15 protein-coding genes are annotated in these 20,573 nt (G+C 42.4%); 10 read left to right on the top strand and 5 right to left on the bottom strand.

Translation table 11 applies throughout. From position 1 onward, the window contains the following. Positions 1 to 65: 65 nt before the first annotated feature. Positions 66 to 1,406, bottom strand: a complete 1,341-nt coding sequence (xseA, locus tag CTN07_RS02510; protein ID WP_172460612.1) for an exodeoxyribonuclease VII large subunit — start codon at positions 1,404 to 1,406, stop codon at positions 66 to 68. A gap of 316 nt (positions 1,407 to 1,722) precedes the next feature. Between xseA and guaB the strand changes: the two genes are divergently transcribed. From guaB to CTN07_RS02495, 3 genes are all read left to right on the top strand, one after another. Continuing rightward, positions 1,723 to 3,186 carry an IMP dehydrogenase gene (gene guaB / locus CTN07_RS02505; RefSeq protein WP_036764305.1) on the top strand — a complete coding sequence of 488 codons (1,464 nt, stop codon included), beginning with the start codon at positions 1,723 to 1,725 and terminating at the stop codon, positions 3,184 to 3,186. A gap of 114 nt (positions 3,187 to 3,300) precedes the next feature. Beyond that, the gene (gene guaA / locus CTN07_RS02500; RefSeq protein ID WP_036764303.1) at positions 3,301 to 4,884 is read left to right on the top strand and encodes a glutamine-hydrolyzing GMP synthase; all 1,584 of its coding nucleotides are present in this window, start codon (positions 3,301 to 3,303) and stop codon (positions 4,882 to 4,884) included. Between the two features lie 471 nt (positions 4,885 to 5,355). Next, on the top strand, positions 5,356 to 6,918 hold the full coding sequence (locus tag CTN07_RS02495; RefSeq protein ID WP_005300711.1) for an AbgT family transporter: 1,563 nt from the start codon (positions 5,356 to 5,358) through the stop codon (positions 6,916 to 6,918). A gap of 142 nt (positions 6,919 to 7,060) precedes the next feature. On the opposite strand, the gene fghA is transcribed toward CTN07_RS02495, so the two are convergent. Continuing rightward, positions 7,061 to 7,906, bottom strand: coding sequence for an S-formylglutathione hydrolase (gene fghA / locus CTN07_RS02490; protein WP_005300709.1), 846 nt, complete (start codon positions 7,904 to 7,906; stop codon positions 7,061 to 7,063). 91 nt (positions 7,907 to 7,997) lie between these two features. Continuing rightward, a complete protein-coding gene (locus CTN07_RS02485; RefSeq protein WP_005300708.1) occupies positions 7,998 to 9,128 on the bottom strand; it encodes an S-(hydroxymethyl)glutathione dehydrogenase/class III alcohol dehydrogenase in 1,131 nt (376 codons plus the stop codon). A 222-nt stretch (positions 9,129 to 9,350) separates the two neighbouring features. Here CTN07_RS02485 and CTN07_RS02480 point away from each other — a divergent pair, with 222 nt between their 5' ends. Then, positions 9,351 to 10,238 (top strand): LysR substrate-binding domain-containing protein, encoded by an 888-nt coding sequence (locus CTN07_RS02480; RefSeq protein ID WP_005300705.1) that lies wholly within the window; start codon positions 9,351 to 9,353, stop codon positions 10,236 to 10,238. A 35-nt stretch (positions 10,239 to 10,273) separates the two neighbouring features. Continuing rightward, positions 10,274 to 10,786: a tRNA adenosine(34) deaminase TadA gene (gene tadA, locus CTN07_RS02475; RefSeq protein ID WP_036764301.1), complete on the top strand. Its 513-nt coding sequence runs from the start codon at positions 10,274 to 10,276 to the stop codon at positions 10,784 to 10,786. A gap of 74 nt (positions 10,787 to 10,860) precedes the next feature. Here the strand turns inward: tadA and CTN07_RS22730 are convergent, their stop codons facing one another. Further along, the gene (locus CTN07_RS22730) at positions 10,861 to 11,007 is read right to left on the bottom strand and encodes a hypothetical protein (protein WP_153274596.1); all 147 of its coding nucleotides are present in this window, start codon (positions 11,005 to 11,007) and stop codon (positions 10,861 to 10,863) included. 327 nt (positions 11,008 to 11,334) lie between these two features. Continuing rightward, positions 11,335 to 12,831 (bottom strand): membrane-bound lytic murein transglycosylase MltF, encoded by a 1,497-nt coding sequence (gene mltF, locus CTN07_RS02470; protein ID WP_005300701.1) that lies wholly within the window; start codon positions 12,829 to 12,831, stop codon positions 11,335 to 11,337. Between the two features lie 387 nt (positions 12,832 to 13,218). Here mltF and purL point away from each other — a divergent pair, with 387 nt between their 5' ends. The 5 genes from purL to nrdR all read left to right on the top strand — a co-directional run bounded on the left by purL (position 13,219) and on the right by nrdR (position 20,567). Beyond that, positions 13,219 to 17,124, top strand: a complete 3,906-nt coding sequence (purL, locus tag CTN07_RS02465; protein ID WP_036764299.1) for a phosphoribosylformylglycinamidine synthase — start codon at positions 13,219 to 13,221, stop codon at positions 17,122 to 17,124. A gap of 372 nt (positions 17,125 to 17,496) precedes the next feature. After that, positions 17,497 to 17,874, top strand: a complete 378-nt coding sequence (locus CTN07_RS02460; protein WP_227000293.1) for a hypothetical protein — start codon at positions 17,497 to 17,499, stop codon at positions 17,872 to 17,874. 66 nt (positions 17,875 to 17,940) lie between these two features. Further along, positions 17,941 to 18,279 (top strand): nitrogen regulatory protein P-II, encoded by a 339-nt coding sequence (glnB, locus tag CTN07_RS02455; protein WP_005300696.1) that lies wholly within the window; start codon positions 17,941 to 17,943, stop codon positions 18,277 to 18,279. A gap of 391 nt (positions 18,280 to 18,670) precedes the next feature. After that, the gene (glyA, locus tag CTN07_RS02450) at positions 18,671 to 19,921 is read left to right on the top strand and encodes a serine hydroxymethyltransferase (RefSeq protein ID WP_005300693.1); all 1,251 of its coding nucleotides are present in this window, start codon (positions 18,671 to 18,673) and stop codon (positions 19,919 to 19,921) included. 196 nt (positions 19,922 to 20,117) lie between these two features. Then, positions 20,118 to 20,567 (top strand): transcriptional regulator NrdR, encoded by a 450-nt coding sequence (nrdR, locus tag CTN07_RS02445; RefSeq protein WP_005300690.1) that lies wholly within the window; start codon positions 20,118 to 20,120, stop codon positions 20,565 to 20,567. Positions 20,568 to 20,573 lie beyond the last annotated feature (6 nt).

Here is a 20,573-nt window from a genome sequence, read left to right as displayed (position 1 = left end):
TAGAAAACTAGAGCGGCATTTATTTTTGTTAATTTAATTCTATTCTAATCACTACTTAACAATAGCTATTCAACGATTGAACGAATTTCACCTTGAGCAACTTTGGTGACTAATCTATCTCCAGTTGAGACTTGCTCTGAACTTCTAATAACCGAACCATCTTCTTTTTGGGTGATAGAATAACCACGCGCAATAGTTGCCAGTGGGCTTACTGCCTCCAGTTTTTCTGCCATCATGGCTAATTGATGACGAGCTGTTAACTGCGAGCGATCCATAGCATCAGTAAGGCGGCGCTCACTTTGCGCTAAATGATGACTAAGTTGTTTGATTGTTTGACTTGGTGAATAGAGCGATAACTTGTAATTAATACGTTCTACACGTTGATCTGCCTGAGTTAACTTTCGTTGCATCGCTTGATGTAAGTGGCCAGTTAACTCATCCAAATGTTGTTGCTGCTGATTAAGTCGCATCTGTGGATGTTGACGTTCTAATCGGTGCTGTAATCGCTGAGTTTGTTGTTGCTGTTTAGCAATATAATAGCGCATAGCATGATTTAGCTGCTGTTTCTTTTGTGTAATGGCTTGAGTTTGATGAGTCATATCGCGACTGATCAGCTCTGCTGCAGCTGATGGCGTTGGAGCACGAACATCGGCAACAAAATCGGCAATGGTGACATCAACTTCATGACCAACTGCACTGACGATAGGGATTTCACTGGCAACAATAGTACGCGCCACAATTTCTTCATTAAACGCCCATAGATCTTCAAGAGATCCACCGCCACGACCCACTATTAGCACATCACACTCTTTGCGGCTGTTAGCTCGACCAATGGCTTGAGCAATCGAAATCGCAGAACCTTCGCCTTGCACCATGGTTGGATAGATCACAATCGGTAAACCAGGATCGCGTCGGCGTAACACATTTAGAATATCAAATAATGCAGCACCTGTTTTTGAGGTAATGATCCCCACTCGTTTTGGTTGCTCTGGCAACGGTTTTTTAATGCTTTGGGCAAACAGACCTTCTGCGGCCAAAGACATTTTAAGTTGTTCAAACTGTTGCTGGAGTCGACCATCGCCTTCTGGCTGCATGCTTTCGATTATAAGCTGATAGTCACCGCGAGGCTCATAGAGGGATAAACGTGCTTTAACGAGCACTTGAGTACCATTGCTAGGTTTAAATAGTACTCGGCGATTATTGCCTTTAAACATGGCGCATTTCACCTGAGCACGAGCATCTTTTAAGGTGAAATACCAGTGACCAGAAACCGGCATGGAGAAATTAGAGAGCTCACCGACTAACCAAACAATACCCATTTCATTTTCAAGTAGTACGCGAACTTGGGCATTTAGAGTGGATACGGTAAAAATTCGATTATTGCTTTGGGTCGGTTGAGCGAACATTGTCACGATGAAAAACACCTTTACCAAAGAAGAGAGGGAAGGGCTGCGATGAAAGACGAGTATAATTCAATCAATGAACGAAATTTGGGCGCAACAAAGGAAAAGGGGGATCAATTGGACAGATCTTACCCAAAGTGTTTTGCCCGCAGCACCTGAAACTTAACCGAAATATATTACGTATCAATCGAAAAATGTCAAATATTTTTTATTAAAAATTCAAAAAAAACACTAGCCAAACGTTTGCACCGTGCGTATAATCCGTCCGCAATATTTTAATCTTCTTTATAAAACCCTTTAATTGGTGTGAGATATTGCAATGTTACGAATCAAACAAGAAGCTTTGACTTTTGATGATGTTTTGCTGGTTCCAGCTCATTCTACAGTCCTACCGAACACTGCCGATCTGCGCACCCATTTGACTAAAGAGATCACTCTGAATATTCCAATGCTGTCTGCATCTATGGATACAGTGACTGAAGGTCGTTTGGCTATCGCTCTTGCGCAAGAAGGTGGCATCGGTTTTATCCATAAGAATATGTCTATCGAACAACAAGCGGCACAAGTTCGCATGGTTAAAAAGTTCGAAGCAGGTGTTGTTTCTGAGCCTGTAACTGTTAAGCCTGATAACACCATTGCAGATGTAAAACGTCTGACAGAAGAAAATGGCTTTGCAGGTTACCCTGTTGTTACTGATAACAATGAGCTTATCGGTATTATTACAGGTCGTGATGTACGCTTTGTAACTGACCTTTCACTTAAAGTTGTGGAAGTGATGACACCAAAAGAGAAGCTTGCATCAGCAAAGGAAGGCGCTTCTCGTGAAGAAGTTGAAGCTATTATGCAAAAGCACCGTGTTGAAAAAGTGCTATTGGTTGATGATAGTTTCCGTCTTAAAGGCATGATCACCGCAAAAGATTTCCAGAAAGCAGAACGTAAACCAAATGCATGTAAAGATGAGCGTGGCCGTCTACGTGTTGGTGCTGCTGTAGGTGCTGGTGCTGGTAATGAAGAGCGTGTTCAAGCTCTAGTTGAAGCTGGCGTTGATGTGCTACTTATTGACTCTTCTCATGGTCATTCTGAAGGTGTTTTACAACGCATCCGTGAAACACACAAACAATTCCCTAATCTACCAATCGTTGGTGGCAATGTTGCAACTGCTGAAGGTGCTCGTGCACTTATTGAAGCGGGTGTAAGTGCAGTTAAAGTGGGTATTGGCCCTGGCTCTATCTGTACAACTCGTATCGTAACAGGTGTTGGTGTTCCTCAAATTACAGCGATTTCTGAAGCGGCTTCAATTGCAGATCAATATGGCATTCCTGTTATTGCTGATGGTGGTATCCGTTACTCTGGTGACCTATGTAAAGCGATTGCAGCTGGCGCTTCTTGCGTAATGGTTGGTTCAATGTTCGCGGGTACTGAAGAAGCTCCGGGTGAAGTTGAGCTATACCAAGGTCGTGCTTATAAGTCATACCGTGGCATGGGTTCTCTTGGTGCGATGTCAAAAGGTTCATCTGACCGTTACTTCCAATCTGATAACGCTGCTGACAAGTTAGTACCAGAAGGTATCGAAGGTCGCGTTGCTTATAAAGGTCACTTAAAAGAGATCGTTCATCAACAGATGGGTGGTTTACGTTCAAGCATGGGTCTAACTGGCTCTGCAACAATTGAAGACCTTCGTACTAAGGCTGAGTTTGTTCGTATCTCTGGCGCTGGTATGAAAGAGTCTCATGTGCATGATGTGACTATTACTAAAGAAGCACCAAACTACCGCCTAGGTTAATTTGTAACAAACTATTCCTAGTTAGCGAAAACGTTTGCCTAATTAAAAAGCTTATATAAGATCGGGGCACTTTGATGCCCCCTATTTTCAATAAATTTCTGAGACTGCTCGATAATGACCACTACCACAAATATTCATGATCAACGCATCCTTATTTTAGATTTTGGTTCACAGTACACTCAATTGATTGCTCGTCGTATTCGTGAAATCGGTGTTTACTGTGAGCTTTGGAGCTGGGACGTTGATGAGGCTGATATTCGTGACTTTAATCCAAACGGTATCATTCTATCTGGCGGTCCTGAGAGTGTGACCGAAGCCGGTTCACCTCGTGCTCCTCAGTATGTGTTTGAAGCTGGTGTGCCAGTATTTGGTGTATGTTACGGCATGCAGACAATGGCAGAGCAGCTAGGCGGTAAAGTTGCAGGTTCTTCTGAGCGTGAATTTGGTTATGCTCAGGTTAAAATTGTAGAACCAACAGATCTATTTAAAAACATTGAAGATGCAATTGCAGAAGATGGCACTCCATTACTTGATGTATGGATGAGCCACGGTGACAAAGTTGTTGAAATTCCTGCTGACTTTACCAAAGTTGCTGAAACTTCAACGTGCCCATACGCTGCAATGGCTAATGATGAAAAACGTTTTTACGGCGTACAGTTCCACCCAGAAGTTACGCACACTCGTCAAGGTATGCGTATCATTGAAAACTTCGTTCTTAATGTATGTGGCTGTGAAAAGCTATGGACATCTGCCAACATCATCGAAGATGCTATCGCTCGTATTAAAGAGCAAGTGGGTGATGACGAAGTGATCCTTGGCCTATCTGGTGGTGTGGATTCATCAGTAGTTGCAATGCTGGTTCACCGTGCAATTGGTGATAAGTTAACTTGTGTGTTCGTTGATAACGGCCTGCTTCGTCTAAATGAAGGCGAGCAAGTTATGGATATGTTCGGTGATCATTTTGGTCTAAACATTGTTCACGTTAAAGCTGAAAACCGTTTCCTTGAAGCACTTGCCGGTGTGGATGAGCCAGAAGCAAAACGTAAAATTATTGGCCGTGTATTTGTTGAAGTATTCGATGAAGAGTCGAAGAAACTGCAAAATGCAAAATGGTTAGCACAAGGCACTATCTACCCAGATGTAATTGAATCTGCAGCATCAAAAACAGGTAAAGCACACGTTATTAAATCACACCATAACGTGGGTGGTTTGCCTGACGATATGCAAATGGGCTTGGTTGAGCCACTAAAAGAGCTATTTAAAGACGAAGTTCGCAAGATTGGTCTTGAGCTTGGTCTGCCTTATAACATGCTATACCGCCACCCATTCCCAGGTCCTGGTCTAGGTGTTCGTGTTCTTGGTGAAGTGAAGAAAGAGTACTGTGATCTACTGCGTCGTGCTGATGCTATCTTCATTGAAGAGCTTCACAATGCAGATCTTTACAACAAAGTATCACAGGCCTTTACCGTATTCTTACCAGTTCGTTCTGTTGGTGTAATGGGCGATGGTCGTAAATATGATTGGGTTGTTTCTCTACGTGCTGTTGAAACTATCGACTTTATGACAGCGCACTGGGCTCACCTACCATATGATTTCCTAGGTAAGGTATCGAACCGCATTATTAACGAAGTCGATGGTATCTCTCGTGTGGTTTACGATGTATCAGGTAAGCCACCTGCAACCATCGAGTGGGAATAAGATTCTAAAAATTCGTAGTTAAAAAATAAGATCAAAGGCCTTTGGGGAAACTCAGAGGCTTTTTTTTGTTTCTTTCTTTTGCTTATAGGCATCAGACTTAAATAGTATCAAACGAAAATCATCTAAAACCCTTCATGTTTGAACACCGCAACTATTGTGTAGGTTAGGGGAATATCACCACTCTTGTAATTTCTTAAATATCTGCTTGTCCTTGTTATATGTATCTTTGTTGTTAATGAAAAATGGAATTTATGTTTACCATTTACACTTGTTTACAAAATACCCTTATACAAAATAGCTATTAGCTAGGTCGATCGTGCTTTTTTATTTGTCATTATGGTTACAATCCGGTGACGGTTTGTTGCATTTGTAACGACTGCTATAACATCGACGAAAATACTTAAAAGCGACAGAAATAGTCGTAAACAGACGCCAGCACCATACAACATCAATTATAGCCATGGAGTTCCCATGAGTAATCAAGCAGTAAAACAGGCACCAGAAGCGCCATCAAGTGCGATGGATAAGTTTCTAAACGGCATTGAGCGTGTCGGTAACAAAATTCCAGATCCGGCTCTTCTATTCTTTTGGGGATTGGTCCTAGTTTGGGTTCTTTCCGCAGTTCTATCACAATTTGACTTTGGTCTGGTTCACCCAGTGACTCAGCAATCAGTAGAGATTAAAAACCTACTGACTGGCGAGTCTATGGCAAGTTTCCTTGCAAATATGGTGAAGAATTTCACTGGCTTTGCACCGCTAGGTATCGTGTTAGTTGCGATGCTAGGTGTTGGTGTGGCTGAAGCATCTGGCTTTATTAATACTGGCCTTAAGAAGATGTTGAATGTAACACCAGTTAAATTCTTAACGCCGATGCTGATTTTAGTGGCAATTGTGTCACACACAGCAGCCGATGCAGGTTACGTACTGGTTATTCCTCTTGGTGGTATTATTTTCCATGCGGCAGGTCGTCACCCTCTAGCGGGTATTGCAGCGGCATTTGCTGGTGTTTCTGGTGGTTTCTCAGCAAACTTTATTCCATCAGGTATCGATCCATTACTGGCAGGTTTTACGCAAGAAGCCGCTCGTATTATGGATCCTGATTACATCGTAAACCCGCTAGCAAACATTATTTTTACTGGTCTATCATCATTCATTATTGTTGCAATTGGTTGGTATATTACAGATAAAATCATTGAGCCTCGTCTAGCGAAAACAGCGATTGATGATGATGCTGAAGAAGCACCAGATATGGGTTCATTTACAGAACTTGAGTCGAAGGCATTCTCTCGTGCTGGTTGGGCTATGGTTGCTGGTATTGCTTTACTTGTTGCTGTGCTTATTCCTGAAACATCACCGCTTCGTTCTCCATCGGGTGAGATTGCGGCATTTAATGCTCCAGTGATGCAGTCGATTGTTCCGTTGATTTTCATCCTATTTGTGATTCCAGGTATCATCTACGGTAAAGTAGCAGGCACTTTTAAAGAGAGCCAAGATGTTATTAAAGCGATGTCAACCACAATGGCTGGTATGGCGGGCTTTATGGTCATGGTATTCTTTATTGCTCAGTTCCTAGTTGCATTTACTCAATCAAACATTGGTACGCTGTTGGCTCTTTCTGGTGCTAAATTGCTGCAAGAGATGAATCTACCAGGTCAAATCACTATTATCGGTATGATTCTTCTAACCGCATCAGTAAACCTATTAGTAGGTTCTGCATCTGCGAAATGGGCATTGATTGGTCCTATTATGGTGCCAATGTTAATGGCGGTAGGTATTTCTCCTGAATTAACTCAGGCGGCATACCGTGTTGGTGATTCAGTATCTAATATCATTTCTCCGATGATGGTGTTCTTCCCGCTTGTTGTGGTTTACATGCAGCGTTATGTGAAGAGCTCTGGTATCGGTACATTGGCTTCAATGATGATGCCATATTCTATCGCGATGCTTGTAGGCTGGACTATCTTCCTATTGGTTTACTGGGCAATTGGTATCCCTCTAGGTGTTCAAGCGCCATACACTTACACCATTCAGTAAATCGCTAAGATTGTTTGAAATGAAAAAAAGCCTCGATAGTAATATATCGAGGCTTTATTTTTGGCGACGAACCATGAACATGTTATGAAGTAATCATAGTGTAACGGGTTAATTTATTTGCCCAATAATAGGCAAACTAAGGTTAACCAAAGTGCTTCATGTGGAAGCGTAGATGATCTTCAATAAAGCTCGCCATAAAGTAATAACTGTGGTCATAACCATCTTGCATACGAAGCTCTAATGGATACTCATTTGCTTCTGCTGCTGCCACAAGGCTTTCTGGACGGAGTTGGCCATCAATATAAAAGTTATCTTGAGTACCTTGGTCTACTAAGGTTGGTAGCTTTTTCTCTGCCAGGCGCATTAACTCGCTTGAGTCATAGTTTTTCCATTCTTTAGGATTATCACCAAGGTATCCATTAAATGCTTTTTGTCCCCAAGGGCAGTTGATTGGATTGGCAATCGGACTAAAAGCAGACACTGAGCTAAAACGTTCTGGATTACGCAGTGAGATCATTAGAGCACCATGACCACCCATAGAGTGACCTGAAATAGCTCGTTGCTCAGTAACTGGGAAGTTGGCTTCAATAATCGCTGGCAGTTCATTTACCACATAATCATACATACGGTAATGACGATCCCATGGTGCTTGGGTGGCATTAACATAAAAGCCCGCACCTAAACCAAAATCGTATGCACCATTTTCATCATCTGGTACGTTTTCACCGCGAGGGCTAGTATCTGGAGCTACAATGGCAATACCCAGTTCGGCTGCAATTCGTTGAGCCCCTGCTTTTTGCATGAAGTTTTCATCTGTACAGGTTAAACCTGAAAGCCAGTAAAGAACGGGAACTTTTTTACCTGTTGCTGTTTGTGGCGGTAAAAAAATAGCAAAGCGCATGTCGCAGCTTAATACTTCTGAATGGTGAGTGTATTGTTTGTGCCAGCCACCTGCACTTTTATTACAGCTGATATTTTCTAATGTCATTGGCTTGATTCGTCTTATTGGTAAAAGAGCGCTGCCCAAGTTGAGCAGCGCTAAAATTAAGAGTAGTAGTGTAGTAGGGAGTAACTCTTAATTATTTGTTGTAGTGAATTACCGTACGGATACTTTCACCTTTGTGCATTAATTCAAATGCTTCATTGATGTCTTCTAGCGCCATTGTGTGAGTGATGAACTCTTGTAGACCAAACTCACCAGCCATGTAACGCTCAACGATTTCAGGAAGCTCAGAGCGACCTTTAACACCACCGAATGCGCTACCACGCCATACACGACCAGTAACGAGCTGGAATGGACGAGTAGAGATCTCTTGACCTGCGCCTGCTACACCGATGATGATTGACTCACCCCAACCTTTGTGACAACACTCAAGTGCAGAACGCATTACGTTTACGTTACCGATACACTCAAATGAGTAGTCAACACCACCATCAGTCATTTCAACAATGACTTCTTGAATTGGCTTATCGTAGTTAGCTGGGTTGATACAATCTGTTGCACCTAGTTGAGTTGCTAGTTCGAATTTAGTTTCGTTTAGGTCAACACCGATGATACGGCTAGCACCAGCCATGCGAGCACCAATGATTGCAGATAGACCGATACCACCTAAACCGAAGATTGCTACTGTGCTACCTTCTTCAACTTTTGCTGTGTTAAGTACTGCACCCATACCTGTTGTTACGCCACAACCTAGAAGACATACTTCTTCAAGAGGTGCTTCTTTATTTACTTTCGCTAGAGAAATTTCTGGAAGTACAGTGTACTCAGAGAAAGTAGAACAACCCATGTAGTGGTAGATTGGTTGGCCGTCTTTGTAGAAACGAGTTGTACCATCTGGCATTAGGCCTTTACCTTGAGTTTCACGAACTGCTTGGCATAGGTTTGTTTTACCTGATTTACAGAATTTACACTCGCCACATTCTGCTGTGTAAAGAGGGATAACATGGTCACCAACAGCAACACTTGTTACGCCTTCACCAACCATTTCAACAATACCGCCACCTTCGTGACCAAGAATAGATGGGAAGATACCTTCAGGATCGTCACCAGATAGAGTGAATGCATCTGTGTGACACACGCCAGTTGCGATAATGCGTACAAGAACTTCGCCTTTACGAGGAAGCATTACATCTACTTCTTCGATTGATAGAGGTTGATTTGGACCCCAAGCAACAGCTGCTTTTGATTTAATAAACTTGTCAGTCATTGATTTACTCTCTTTATTTATGTATTGGGTACGAGACCGATAACTTATAATTACGTAATGCTTGTTACGTATAGACTGTAGATGAATTCTTTACTAATGCATAAGAAAGTTGTTTTCTTATTGCGTTTCGATGTGATGCATTATATTTGTTTCTTGATAAATGATAATTGGGTTAAACTGCAAATAACTTTTACCTTGATGTAATAATGGAGCAAAGTGACGATGTTTTTGTGGGAAGGGGTAACAGAATTTGTTGCCGTATCTGAAACTGAAAGCTTTACCGCTGCGGCAAAAAAGATTGGGATATCAACGGCGCAAGTGAGCCGACAAATTAGCGCTCTGGAAAATAGACTTAATACCAAACTATTTTATCGTACAACGCGTAAGGTATCCCTAACCGAAGAGGGCAGTATTTATTATCGTCATTGTCGTCAGGTGATGGATGGGCTTGAAGAAGCTGAACGCGCTATCACCAGTCTACGAGGAGTTCCTCAAGGACTTATAAAAATGACCGCGCCTGTGACTTATGGTGAAAAATACATCGTCCCTTTGGTTAATGACTTTATGTTGCAGTATCCAGAGATTGAAGTAGCGATGGATTTAACCAACCGTCAGATGGATCTGGTTGAAGGCGCGTTTGATTTAGCGATTCGTCTAGGTAAGTTGGGCAATTCATCGATGATGGCAAAACGCCTTACAACTCGTACTATGTATCTGTGTGCATCACCGGCTTACTTAGAAAAATACGGTATGCCACATACGCTATCTGAACTACGCCACCATAATTGCTTAATTGGTAACCATGACTACTGGCGATTCCAAGAAAAAGGTAAAGAAAAGAGCATTCGTATTGCGGGTTCGTTATCTTGTAATAGTGGTTATGGGCTACGAGATGCGGTGATTAAAGGCATTGGCATTGCACAGTTACCGGAATATTACGTGGATGAAGATTTAGCGAACGGTTCTATTGTCCCTATTTTGGAGAAATTCCAAGAGCCAGATGAGGGGATTTGGGCTTTATATCCTCATAACCGCCATTTGTCTCCTAAAGTACGTTTGCTGGTGGATTTTTTAGCCGAAGAGTTACCAAAAAAACGAGTAGATGCTTAATAGCTAAAGCTCAAGATTTTAACGATAGATAATCAATGACTGTAGAATATAGCGAACAAGATAAAATTTTTATGCATCGCGCCATTGAATTGGCTGCAAATGCAGAAGCTGAAGGTGAAGTGCCAGTTGGTGCTGTTGTGGTATACCAAGGCCGAGTTGTTGGGGAAGGGTGGAACCGCTCGATAGGGCAACACGACGCCACCGCCCACGCCGAAATCATGGCGTTGCGACAAGCGGGACAAGTTCTACAAAACTATCGTCTACTTGATACCACTTTATATGTCACATTAGAGCCGTGTCCTATGTGTGCCGGTGCTATGGTGCATTCTCGTGTGGGGAAGGTAGTTTATGGTGCGCCTGATCTTAAAACTGGTGCTGCTGGTAGTACGATGAATCTTTTGAGTTATGCTGGGGTGAATCACCACGTTCAGTTTGATGCCGGCTTACTAGAAGATGAGTGTCGCGCTCAATTACAAGCATTCTTTAAGCGTCGTCGAGCTGAAAAGAAAGCGCTCAAGCAAGCAGAAAAAGAAAAACAGCAGAGATAAAATTGAATTGGTATCGTTTATATGAAAAAGCTCGGTATTGTCCGAGCTTTGTTTTTTTGCGTTTTAGCTTTTGATTAGCAACATTCTGCTGTAGCACTCATAACATAACTGCGCTGACGCCAGAGCGTTTTTTTACGTAGATTACTGCTCAGACGCTTGCGTCGGGTCGAAGAGGCTTGCAGCATTTTTTTAAATTTTGATTGAGTGCGTTTACTTTTCATCCTTTATCCCTCTTGCTGGCAAAAGGCGACATTAGCGACATAAGATCAGCATAATGTGTGCCAGACATAAAATACCCAACAAATAAGGCTGGTCTCTTGGCTAAGAGAGCCATCTATTTGCTCAGTATGAGTACTGAAACGAAATCAAATAGAATACCTATAAATAAATAGGCACTAAAAAAGGTATATTGAATATCCATATAATCAATACGAACCCCACGATTGATTATGCTGGTAATTAAATGAAAGAAGCTATATCTATTTGCAAAATGAGATGAAAAAGAAGATCTGGCTCTCATTGGATTAAGAGCCAGAATAACTTATTGATTATTTAGACGCTGCAACTTTGGCCGGTTGAGGCTTGGCTGCCGCGCTAATTGTTTGTGGTGTGATTGTTTGTAGCCCATCAACAATTTCAACCCCATCACCTTGGTGTTCTCGGCTGTGAGCTTGTTCGTAACCAACGATGCTTTGGTAATAACGGCGGATATTCTCAACATAATTTAAGGCTTCATCACCGCGAGCATAGCCATATCGAGTTTGAGTATAGTATTGGCGTTGGCGCAACATCGGTAAACGTTGTTTGACATCTGTCCATGTGTCTGGATTACCACCTTGCGCCTTGGTTAAACGTCGCGCATCCATTAAGTGACCAAAACCAATATTATAAGAGGCAAGAGCAAACCAGACCTTTTCATGGGATTCAATACTATCGGGTACGCGAGCTATCATGCGGCGAAGATACTCAGTACCCCCTCGAATGCTCTGTTTTGGATCCAATCGATTCGTCACATCTACCGCTTTTGCTGTCGGTGTGGTGAGCATCATCATGCCACGGACACCCGTTGGTGATGTGGCTTCTGGGTTCCAGTGTGATTCTTGATAAGAGAGCGCGGCAATTAAACGCCAGTCAAATTCCCCAGCATATTGTTTAAATAGCGGTTTCCATTTTGGTAATTTCCCTTCAACGGCGCGTAAAAATGCGCGGGTATCTACATAATCAAATTGATCAACGTGACCGAAATACTTCTCTTCTAACTGCGCTAATTCACCGTTTTGTTTTATTTCACCAAAAAACTCAATAATGAGCGCATATAGGTTGTCATTGCTGCTGTTTTTTACAAACCAACTGATCGGCTCTTCATCGGTTAATTCCATGGCAATAGCAATATCTGGATGAATACGTTGGATCAGCGCCACATCAACTGAGTCTGCGATAGTAAAGTCAAGCTTTCCACTGGCGACATCACGCATAAGTTCATCGTCATCGGTTTCTGAGACTGCTTGCCATTTTAGGTCTGGGTATTTTTGCTGTAATTGCTTTAACTGTAATTCGTGGCTGGAGCCTTTCACTACGGTTAATGTCCCTTTATTTTTGGCAAGATCTGCTGGCGTTCTTGGGCGCCATGTTCCTTTTTTATACACCACCAGTTGGCTGGCATAGTAATAGGCTGGAGTAGCTCGAAAATCTTGTAGGCGATTGGGTGTAATCGTTAGGCCTGCGGCGAGAATATCAACATTACCCCGATCTAATGCTGGGAAAAGGCTAGAGAGAGAAAACATAGGCTGCATTTCCAGCTTTACACCCAGCTTTTTAGCAAACAGTTGAGCCAGTTCGTAATCCAGACCGGTAGGCCCTTCATTACCAATATAATACGACAGCTGATTGTTCAAGGTACCCACACGCAGTACGCCCGTTTCTCTGATGCGATCTAAAGCATTGTGTGGCTCACTTTGCCACTGACAGCCGCTGATCAGAAAAAGTGTAATAAGGCTAACAAAGTACTGCCTGATTTTTTTGGGTAACGTATAGGTACTCAACAATCTGTGCTCTCGGTTAAAATTCAGGGCTCTTTATATCAAAGCTAACGGTTGGCGGAAAGTTAAAGAATGTCGTTCTCTAATTAATTTCACTGTTATTTGCCTTTAATTCAATAAAATTGCAGCAGAAGAACCGTCTAGAAGCGATAAAAAACATGGGATTTTAGCGCTAAATACAGTTTTTTATCATAGATCGAAAAAAAATCACGCAAACGGTTGCGTCAAGAGTTACGTCACAAAAAAATTTCCCTTATACTATGCGCAACTTCTCCTCGGTTAGAGGGATTTAAGTGATGACAATTGAGGTGGCATTGACGTAACTCTAAGCGATAAGCGGTAGGATTAGGTCAATATCACCTTCACTTAACTGTTATCGAGAGACGTACGCACATGGAAATTTTGCGTGGTTCACCCGCACTGTCTGAGTTTCGCGCCGCTAAGTTATTAGAGCGTTGTCGTGAGTTATCTTTACCTGTGACCGGTATTTATGCCGAGTTTGTTCATTTTGCCGATTTAACGGCTCCTTTAACTGAAGATGAATCGCAAAAGTTAGCACAATTGCTCACTTACGGGCCTACGATTGCTGAACATCAACCAACAGGATCACTCCTATTAGTCACGCCTCGTCCTGGCACCATCTCTCCATGGTCTTCAAAAGCGACCGATATAGCCCATAACTGTGGTTTAGCTCAGATTAAGCGTTTAGAACGCGGTACTGTGTATTATGTTGAAAGTACAACAGTTCTAACAGATGAACAGCAAAAAGCACTGAATTCACTGCTTCATGACCGCATGATGGAAGTGGTATTTACGGAGCTTAATCAGGCCGCTATCTTATTTACTCAAGCACAACCAGCTCCAGTGGAGGCGGTTGATATCTTATCAGGCGGTCGTCTTGCACTTGAAAAAGCAAACGTTTACCTTGGCTTGGCACTGGCTGATGATGAAATTGATTATTTAGTGGAAAGCTTCATCAAACTTGGCCGTAACCCAAATGATATCGAATTGATGATGTTTGCTCAGGCGAACTCAGAGCATTGTCGTCATAAAATCTTTAATGCAGATTGGATCATTGATGGCGTTGAACAGCCAAAGTCGCTGTTTAAAATGATCAAAAATACCTTTGAAACCACACCTGAGCACGTACTGTCTGCTTATAAAGATAATGCCGCAGTGATGACAGGTTCAAAAGTCGGACGCTTTTTCCCAGATCCTGAGACCCGTCAATATCAATACCATCAAGAAGACGCACATATCTTGATGAAGGTTGAAACCCATAACCACCCAACAGCTATTTCGCCATGGCCTGGTGCTTCTACGGGGTCTGGTGGTGAAATTCGAGATGAAGGTGCGACAGGTATTGGTGGTAAGCCAAAAGCAGGTTTGGTTGGATTTACCGTATCTAACCTACGAATTCCAGGGTTTGAACAGCCTTGGGAGAGTGATTTTGGTAAACCAAGTCGAATCGTTAGTGCTCTAGATATTATGCTAGAGGGCCCATTAGGTGGTGCGGCGTTTAACAATGAATTTGGTCGTCCAAACTTATTGGGTTACTTCCGTACGTATGAAGAAAAAGTAACCTCTCATGCGGGTGAGGAAGTTCGCGGTTACCATAAACCGATTATGATTGCTGGTGGTCTTGGTAATATCCGCGATCAACATGTTCAGAAAAAAGAGATCCCTGTTGGCGCTAAGTTAATTGTACTTGGTGGTCCGGCGATGAATATCGGTTTAGGCGGTGGCGCTGCTTCATCAATGGCATCTGGCCAGTCAGCAGAAGATCTGGATTTTGCTTCAGTTCAACGTGAAAACCCGGAAATGGAGCGTCGTTGCCAAGAAGTGATTGATCGCTGTTGGCAGTTAGGTGAGCAAAACCCTATTGCCTTTATTCATGATGTAGGTGCAGGCGGTATTTCTAATGCTTTACCTGAATTAGTTGATGATGGTGAACGTGGCGGTAAGTTCGATCTTCGTAGTGTACCTAATGATGAGCCAGGAATGAGCCCATTAGAAATTTGGTGTAACGAATCACAAGAGCGTTATGTGTTAGCAGTAGCTCCAGAGCAGATGCCTGTTTTTGAAGCGATCTGTCATCGTGAACGAGCTCCTTTTGCCGTTGTTGGTGAGGCTACAGAAGAGCGTCATTTAAGCCTTGAAGATAGCCATTTTGACAATATGCCAATCGATATGCCAATGGATATCCTACTAGGTAAACCACCAAAGATGCAGCGTGATGTGGTTTCTCAAAAAGTAGAAAGCCCTGCTCTTGAGTGTCATGGAATTGAACTTAATGATGCTATCGACCGCGTATTGCGTCTGCCAGCCGTTGCGGAAAAAACCTTCTTAATTACGATTGGCGATCGCTCCGTAACGGGTCTAGTTGCACGCGATCAGATGGTTGGGCCTTGGCAGATCCCAGTGGCAAACTGCGCAGTAACAGCGGCAAGTTATGATACTTATCATGGTGAAGTGATGTCGATGGGTGAGCGTACCCCAGTAGCATTGTTGGATTTTGCCGCTTCTGCTCGTTTAGCTGTTGGTGAGGCTCTAACCAACATCGCAGCAACCGATATTGGTGATATTAAGCACATTAAATTGTCGGCTAACTGGATGTCTCCAGCGGGTCACCCAGGTGAAGATGCTGGCCTTTATGAAGCTGTTAAAGCAGTGGGTGAAGAGTTGTGTCCTGCATTGGGTCTAACCATCCCAGTGGGTAAAGATTCCATGTCGATGAAGACGCAATGGCAAGACGATGGTCAAGATAAAACGGTTACATCACCGCTGTCTTTGATTATTACCGCTTTTGCTCGTGTTGAAGATGTGCGTCATACCGTGACACCTCAACTTCGCACTGATCACGGTGATTCATCACTTATTTTAATCGACCTAGGTTGTGGTCAAAACCGCTTAGGTGCAACGGCACTAGCTCAAGTTTACAAACAGTTAGGTGATAAACCTGCCGATGTTGATTCTCCTCAACTGCTAAAAGCTTTCTTCAATGCTATTCAGCAATTAGTGCAGCAGCAAAATCTACTGGCTTATCACGATAAAGGCGATGGCGGTTTGCTGGTTACCTTGGCTGAAATGGCTTTTGCTGGTCATTGTGGTATTAAAGCAGATATCAGTACTCTTGGTGACGATGCTCTGGCCGCTCTCTTTAATGAAGAGTTGGGGGCCGTTATTCAAGTGGCAAACCCAGAATTAGATACAGTGTTATCGACACTGGCGGCATTTGGCTTAGATTCTTGCTCTCACGTAATTGGTTCTGTTGAAGTCTCTAATCGTTTTGATATTTATGCAAACGGTCAAATTGTCGTTGATCGTGAACGTAACCAGCTGCGTACGATTTGGGCTGAAATGACGCATAAGATGCAAGCCCTACGTGATAACTCAAGTTGTGCTGATCAAGAATTTGCAGCTAAACACAACGAGCAAGATCCTGGACTAAATACCCATCTCACTTTCGATCTTAATGAGAATGTCGCTGCACCATTTAATGCTCCGAATATTAATCTTGGTGCAAAACCTAAAATGGCTATCTTACGTGAGCAGGGTGTGAATTCGCATGTCGAAATGGCAGCGGCTTTTGATCGCGCTGGATTTAACGCTGTTGATATCCATATGAGTGATATCTTAACTGGACAAGCGGTGCTCGATGAGTATCAAGGGCTAGTTGCTTGTGGTGGTTTCTCATACGGTGACGTATTAGGTGCTGGTGAAGGTTGGGCTAAATCTATTCTGTTTAACGAGCAGGCAAGAGAGCAGTTTGAACGCTTCTTCCATCGTCAAGATACTCTATCGCTTGGGGTATGTAATGGCTGTCAGATGCTATCAAACTTAAAAGAGTTGATCCCTGGTGCTCAGTTATGGCCTCGCTTTGTACGCAACCAGTCTGAACGTTTTGAAGCGCGTTTTAGTTTGGTGGAGATCCAGCCATCAGATTCGGCTTTCTTCAGTGGCATGGCAGGCTCTAGGATGCCAATTGCCGTTTCTCATGGTGAAGGTCGCGTAGAAGTTCGAGATGATGCGCATCTTATGGCGCTAGAACAATCGGGTACTGTGGCAGTACGTTATGTTGATAACCTTGGTAATCCAACCCAAGCTTATCCTAATAACCCAAATGGTTCGCCAAACGCGATTACTGGTCTTACAACTCAAGATGGTCGTGTCACCATTATGATGCCGCATCCTGAGCGTGTATTTAGAACCGTGGCTAACTCTTGGCACCCTGATGACTGGAGCGAAAACAGTCCTTGGATGCGTATGTTCCGTAATGCTCGGGTTCACATTGGCTAATCGACAATAGTTGCCACTAACGGTTAACCTTGTTAGTCAAATTAGAGCAACACAATTAGAAAACGCTCAGTGATATCAGCACTGGGCGTTTTTTTAATTAAAGTTAATATTAATCATGACTAAATTCACTGGCTGTTCAGGCTTACCAGCTAATATGTTGATTACTGTGTTGGATTAATAATCTATTTTGTGAGCTGATTTCGATTTTTTGTTCACTTAGTTTCGGATATTGCTAAAAATAGCCACTAGAATATTTATTAAATTATCTTAATTAGTATAATCGCGCAGTGATATGCGCTCGTTCGCACTTACTGTTGTTCAAGGATTGATTTTTTTATGGGACAGGATTCTCCCGCTGGCAGGCGAAAAGCCATGGCCGCGCGAGTTTTAGCCGTTTTGGTTATACTCTGCTTAATTCGCAATATTGATAGTTTTGCCATTATCTTCAAATATAACCAAGTTGGCATCGTACCGAGCATTATTGGTATCTTGGTTCTTCTTTCTGGTGTTGGTGCCAGTATTGGGCTGTTACGAGGAAAAATGTGGGGCTTTATGCCATTGTATTTTTTTCTACCAGCATCCACGCTTTTTCTTGGTATGAGTATTTTACCCGTACTGCCAAGTCTCTTTCCTATCTCTATCCGCAGCTTTGTTGTACTGGGGCTAAACAGTGTTGTTTTAATTTATTCTGTTTTTCTTTTGCTCAGAATGATGGAACCCAATGTTTTAATAGACCATGAAAACTCTTAATTTCTATTACGGTATTTATGGTATATTGTTGACTATGAATCAGCCGCTTAGCAAAGGATTACCGAGATGAAGAAAATTGAAGCCATAATCAAACCATTTAAATTAGACGATGTGCGTGAAGCTCTTGCCGATGTCGGTATTACGGGCATGACGGTTACTGAAGTAAAAGGGTTTGGTCGTCAAAAAGGGCATACAGAGCTTTATCGCGGTGCTGAATATATGGTTGATTTTTTACCTAAAGTGAAGCTAGAAATTGTCGTTGCTGATGAAGTCGCTGAGCAATGTATCGATACAATTGTTGAAACTGCACAAACCGGCAAGATTGGCGATGGCAAAATCTTTATGTTTGATGTTGAGCGAGTGGTTCGTATCCGTACTGGTGAAGAAGACGAAGACGCCATTTAGTACTTTTTTCAGTTAATCACTCTTACATTTACATTGGTTTTTGCACAATAAGCCATAGTAAGCAATTAACATGATTTATATAACAAAGGCCTGATTGTATTAATCAGGCCTTTGTGTTTCTAACTGTTCAGATTAGTTGGTATGTTTGTATTTTGTGGCTAATAAATGCGCTGTGCCAAGTCATTATGAAAAAGTTTCATGATTAAATTGAATACAAACCAAAAGAAAATTCATTTTAGGACTATCTGATTTAGATCAATTTATTGTAGACTACAGACAATGTTAATGAATCAGACGAAAACGTTTGCGTCCGCGTGGATACTAGCGTTTACAGTTTTTCATTTTTACCTAAAAATAGGGTTTATACCTTAATCTGAGTCAGGAGATACAGATGCTTAAACGCGATATGAATATTGCCGATTATGACGCGGAACTTTATGCAGCCATTCAGGAAGAAACTGCACGTCAAGAAGAGCACATCGAGTTGATTGCTTCTGAAAACTACACTAGCCCACGAGTAATGGAAGCACAGGGTTCTCAGCTAACCAATAAGTACGCTGAAGGTTATCCTGGTAAGCGTTACTACGGTGGTTGTGAGTATGTTGATAAAGCAGAACAACTTGCCATTGATCGTGCATGCCAGCTATTTGGTGCAGAATACGCGAACGTTCAGCCTCACTCGGGTTCCCAAGCAAATAACGCAGTTTATATGGCTCTGTTAAATGCTGGTGATACAGTTTTAGGTATGAGCTTGGCTCACGGTGGTCACTTAACACACGGCTCTCCTGTAAACTTTTCAGGTAAATTGTATAACATCATTCCTTACGGTATCGATGAAAATGGTCAGATCGATTATGACGAAGTTGAAGCGTTAGCGCTTGAACATAATCCTAAGATGATCATCGGTGGTTTCTCTGCATATTCTCAAATTGTTGATTGGGAACGCATGCGCAAGATTGCCGATAAAGTGGGTGCGTACTTCTTTGTTGACATGGCTCACGTTGCCGGTCTTGTTGCAGCTGGTGTTTATCCAACTCCGGTACCTCATGCTCACGTTGTTACCACCACAACTCACAAAACATTAGCAGGTCCTCGTGGCGGCTTGATCTTATCTAATGCTGGTGAAGATATTTATAAAAAGCTAAATTCAGCAGTATTCCCTGGTGGTCAGGGTGGCCCATTAATGCATGTTATTGCGGCAAAAGCGGTTGCCTTTAAAGAAGCGATGGAGCCAGAATTTACTGAATATCAAGCTCGTGTTGTTGAAAACGCGAAAGTGATGGTGGGTGAGTTCTTAGAGCGTGGTTATAAGATTGTTTCTGGTAGTACTGAAAACCACCTATTCCTAGTAGATCTAATTGATAAAGGTATCACAGGGAAAGAAGCTGATGCGGCATTAGGTGCGGCTAATATTACTGTGAACAAAAACAGCGTACCAAATGATCCTCGCAGCCCATTTGTAACTTCTGGTATTCGTGTTGGTACACCATCGATTACTCGTCGTGGTTTTACAGCAGAAGATGCAAAGCAATTGGCCGGTTGGATGTGTGATGTATTAGATAACATCGATAATCCTCAAGTGATTGCCGATACTAAAGCTAAAGTACTAGAGATTTGCAAACGCCTACCTGTATACGCGTAATTTCTATTCTTTATCCATATTAATTGAAAGGACTTGCCTTATGGTGAGTCCTTTTTTAATGCCATTAAGAAAGATTTTACTTTGAATGAGTCATTTTCTAATAAAATCTAAACGGAAAGTGCAGAAAAAATCACCGAATACTCTCATTATTAGATTGAAATGGGTTACACTGAGCGAATGATAATAAGGAGGCAAGATGCATTGTCCTTTTTGTGGTGCAAACGACACCAAAGTAATTGATTCTCGATTGGTTGCTGACGGTCATCAAGTTCGCCGTCGTCGCCAATGTTTAGCATGCAACGAACGTTACACAACATTTGAAACCGCTGAATTAGTGATGCCTCGCGTTATTAAAAGCAATGGTAACCGTGAACCTTTTAATGAAGATAAGTTATCTGGTGGTATTCAGCGGGCACTAGAAAAACGCCCAGTTAGTACAGACGATATCGAGCGTGCAACCAATAACATCAAATCCAAACTTCGCGCAACCGGGGAGCGTGAGGTGACATCGGAGATGATCGGTAACTTAGTAATGGAAGCATTAAAAGAGCTTGATAAAGTGGCTTATATTCGTTTTGCTTCTGTATACCGTAGTTTTGAAGATATTCGTGAATTTGGCGAAGAGATCGCTAAGTTAGAGAAATAATCACGA

This window comes from Photobacterium damselae (assembly GCF_003026815.1).
In the GTDB taxonomy this organism is placed as follows: Bacteria; Pseudomonadota; Gammaproteobacteria; order Enterobacterales; family Vibrionaceae; genus Photobacterium; species Photobacterium damselae.
This window is presented reverse-complemented; position numbering and strand designations above follow the sequence as displayed.

Coding starts and splice junctions, on each gene's coding strand:
- fghA (WP_005300709.1), bottom strand. CDS start 7,906: ATGACATTAGAAAATATCAGCTGTAATAAAAGTGCAGGTGGCTGGCAC.
- guaA (WP_036764303.1), top strand. CDS start 3,301: ATGACCACTACCACAAATATTCATGATCAACGCATCCTTATTTTAGAT.
- nrdR (WP_005300690.1), top strand. CDS start 20,118: ATGCATTGTCCTTTTTGTGGTGCAAACGACACCAAAGTAATTGATTCT.
- tadA (WP_036764301.1), top strand. CDS start 10,274: ATGACTGTAGAATATAGCGAACAAGATAAAATTTTTATGCATCGCGCC.
- CTN07_RS22730 (WP_153274596.1), bottom strand. CDS start 11,007: ATGAAAAGTAAACGCACTCAATCAAAATTTAAAAAAATGCTGCAAGCC.
- CTN07_RS02485 (WP_005300708.1), bottom strand. CDS start 9,128: ATGACTGACAAGTTTATTAAATCAAAAGCAGCTGTTGCTTGGGGTCCA.
- guaB (WP_036764305.1), top strand. CDS start 1,723: ATGTTACGAATCAAACAAGAAGCTTTGACTTTTGATGATGTTTTGCTG.
- purL (WP_036764299.1), top strand. CDS start 13,219: ATGGAAATTTTGCGTGGTTCACCCGCACTGTCTGAGTTTCGCGCCGCT.
- CTN07_RS02480 (WP_005300705.1), top strand. CDS start 9,351: ATGTTTTTGTGGGAAGGGGTAACAGAATTTGTTGCCGTATCTGAAACT.
- glnB (WP_005300696.1), top strand. CDS start 17,941: ATGAAGAAAATTGAAGCCATAATCAAACCATTTAAATTAGACGATGTG.
- glyA (WP_005300693.1), top strand. CDS start 18,671: ATGCTTAAACGCGATATGAATATTGCCGATTATGACGCGGAACTTTAT.
- CTN07_RS02460 (WP_227000293.1), top strand. CDS start 17,497: ATGGCCGCGCGAGTTTTAGCCGTTTTGGTTATACTCTGCTTAATTCGC.
- xseA (WP_172460612.1), bottom strand. CDS start 1,406: ATGTTCGCTCAACCGACCCAAAGCAATAATCGAATTTTTACCGTATCC.
- CTN07_RS02495 (WP_005300711.1), top strand. CDS start 5,356: ATGAGTAATCAAGCAGTAAAACAGGCACCAGAAGCGCCATCAAGTGCG.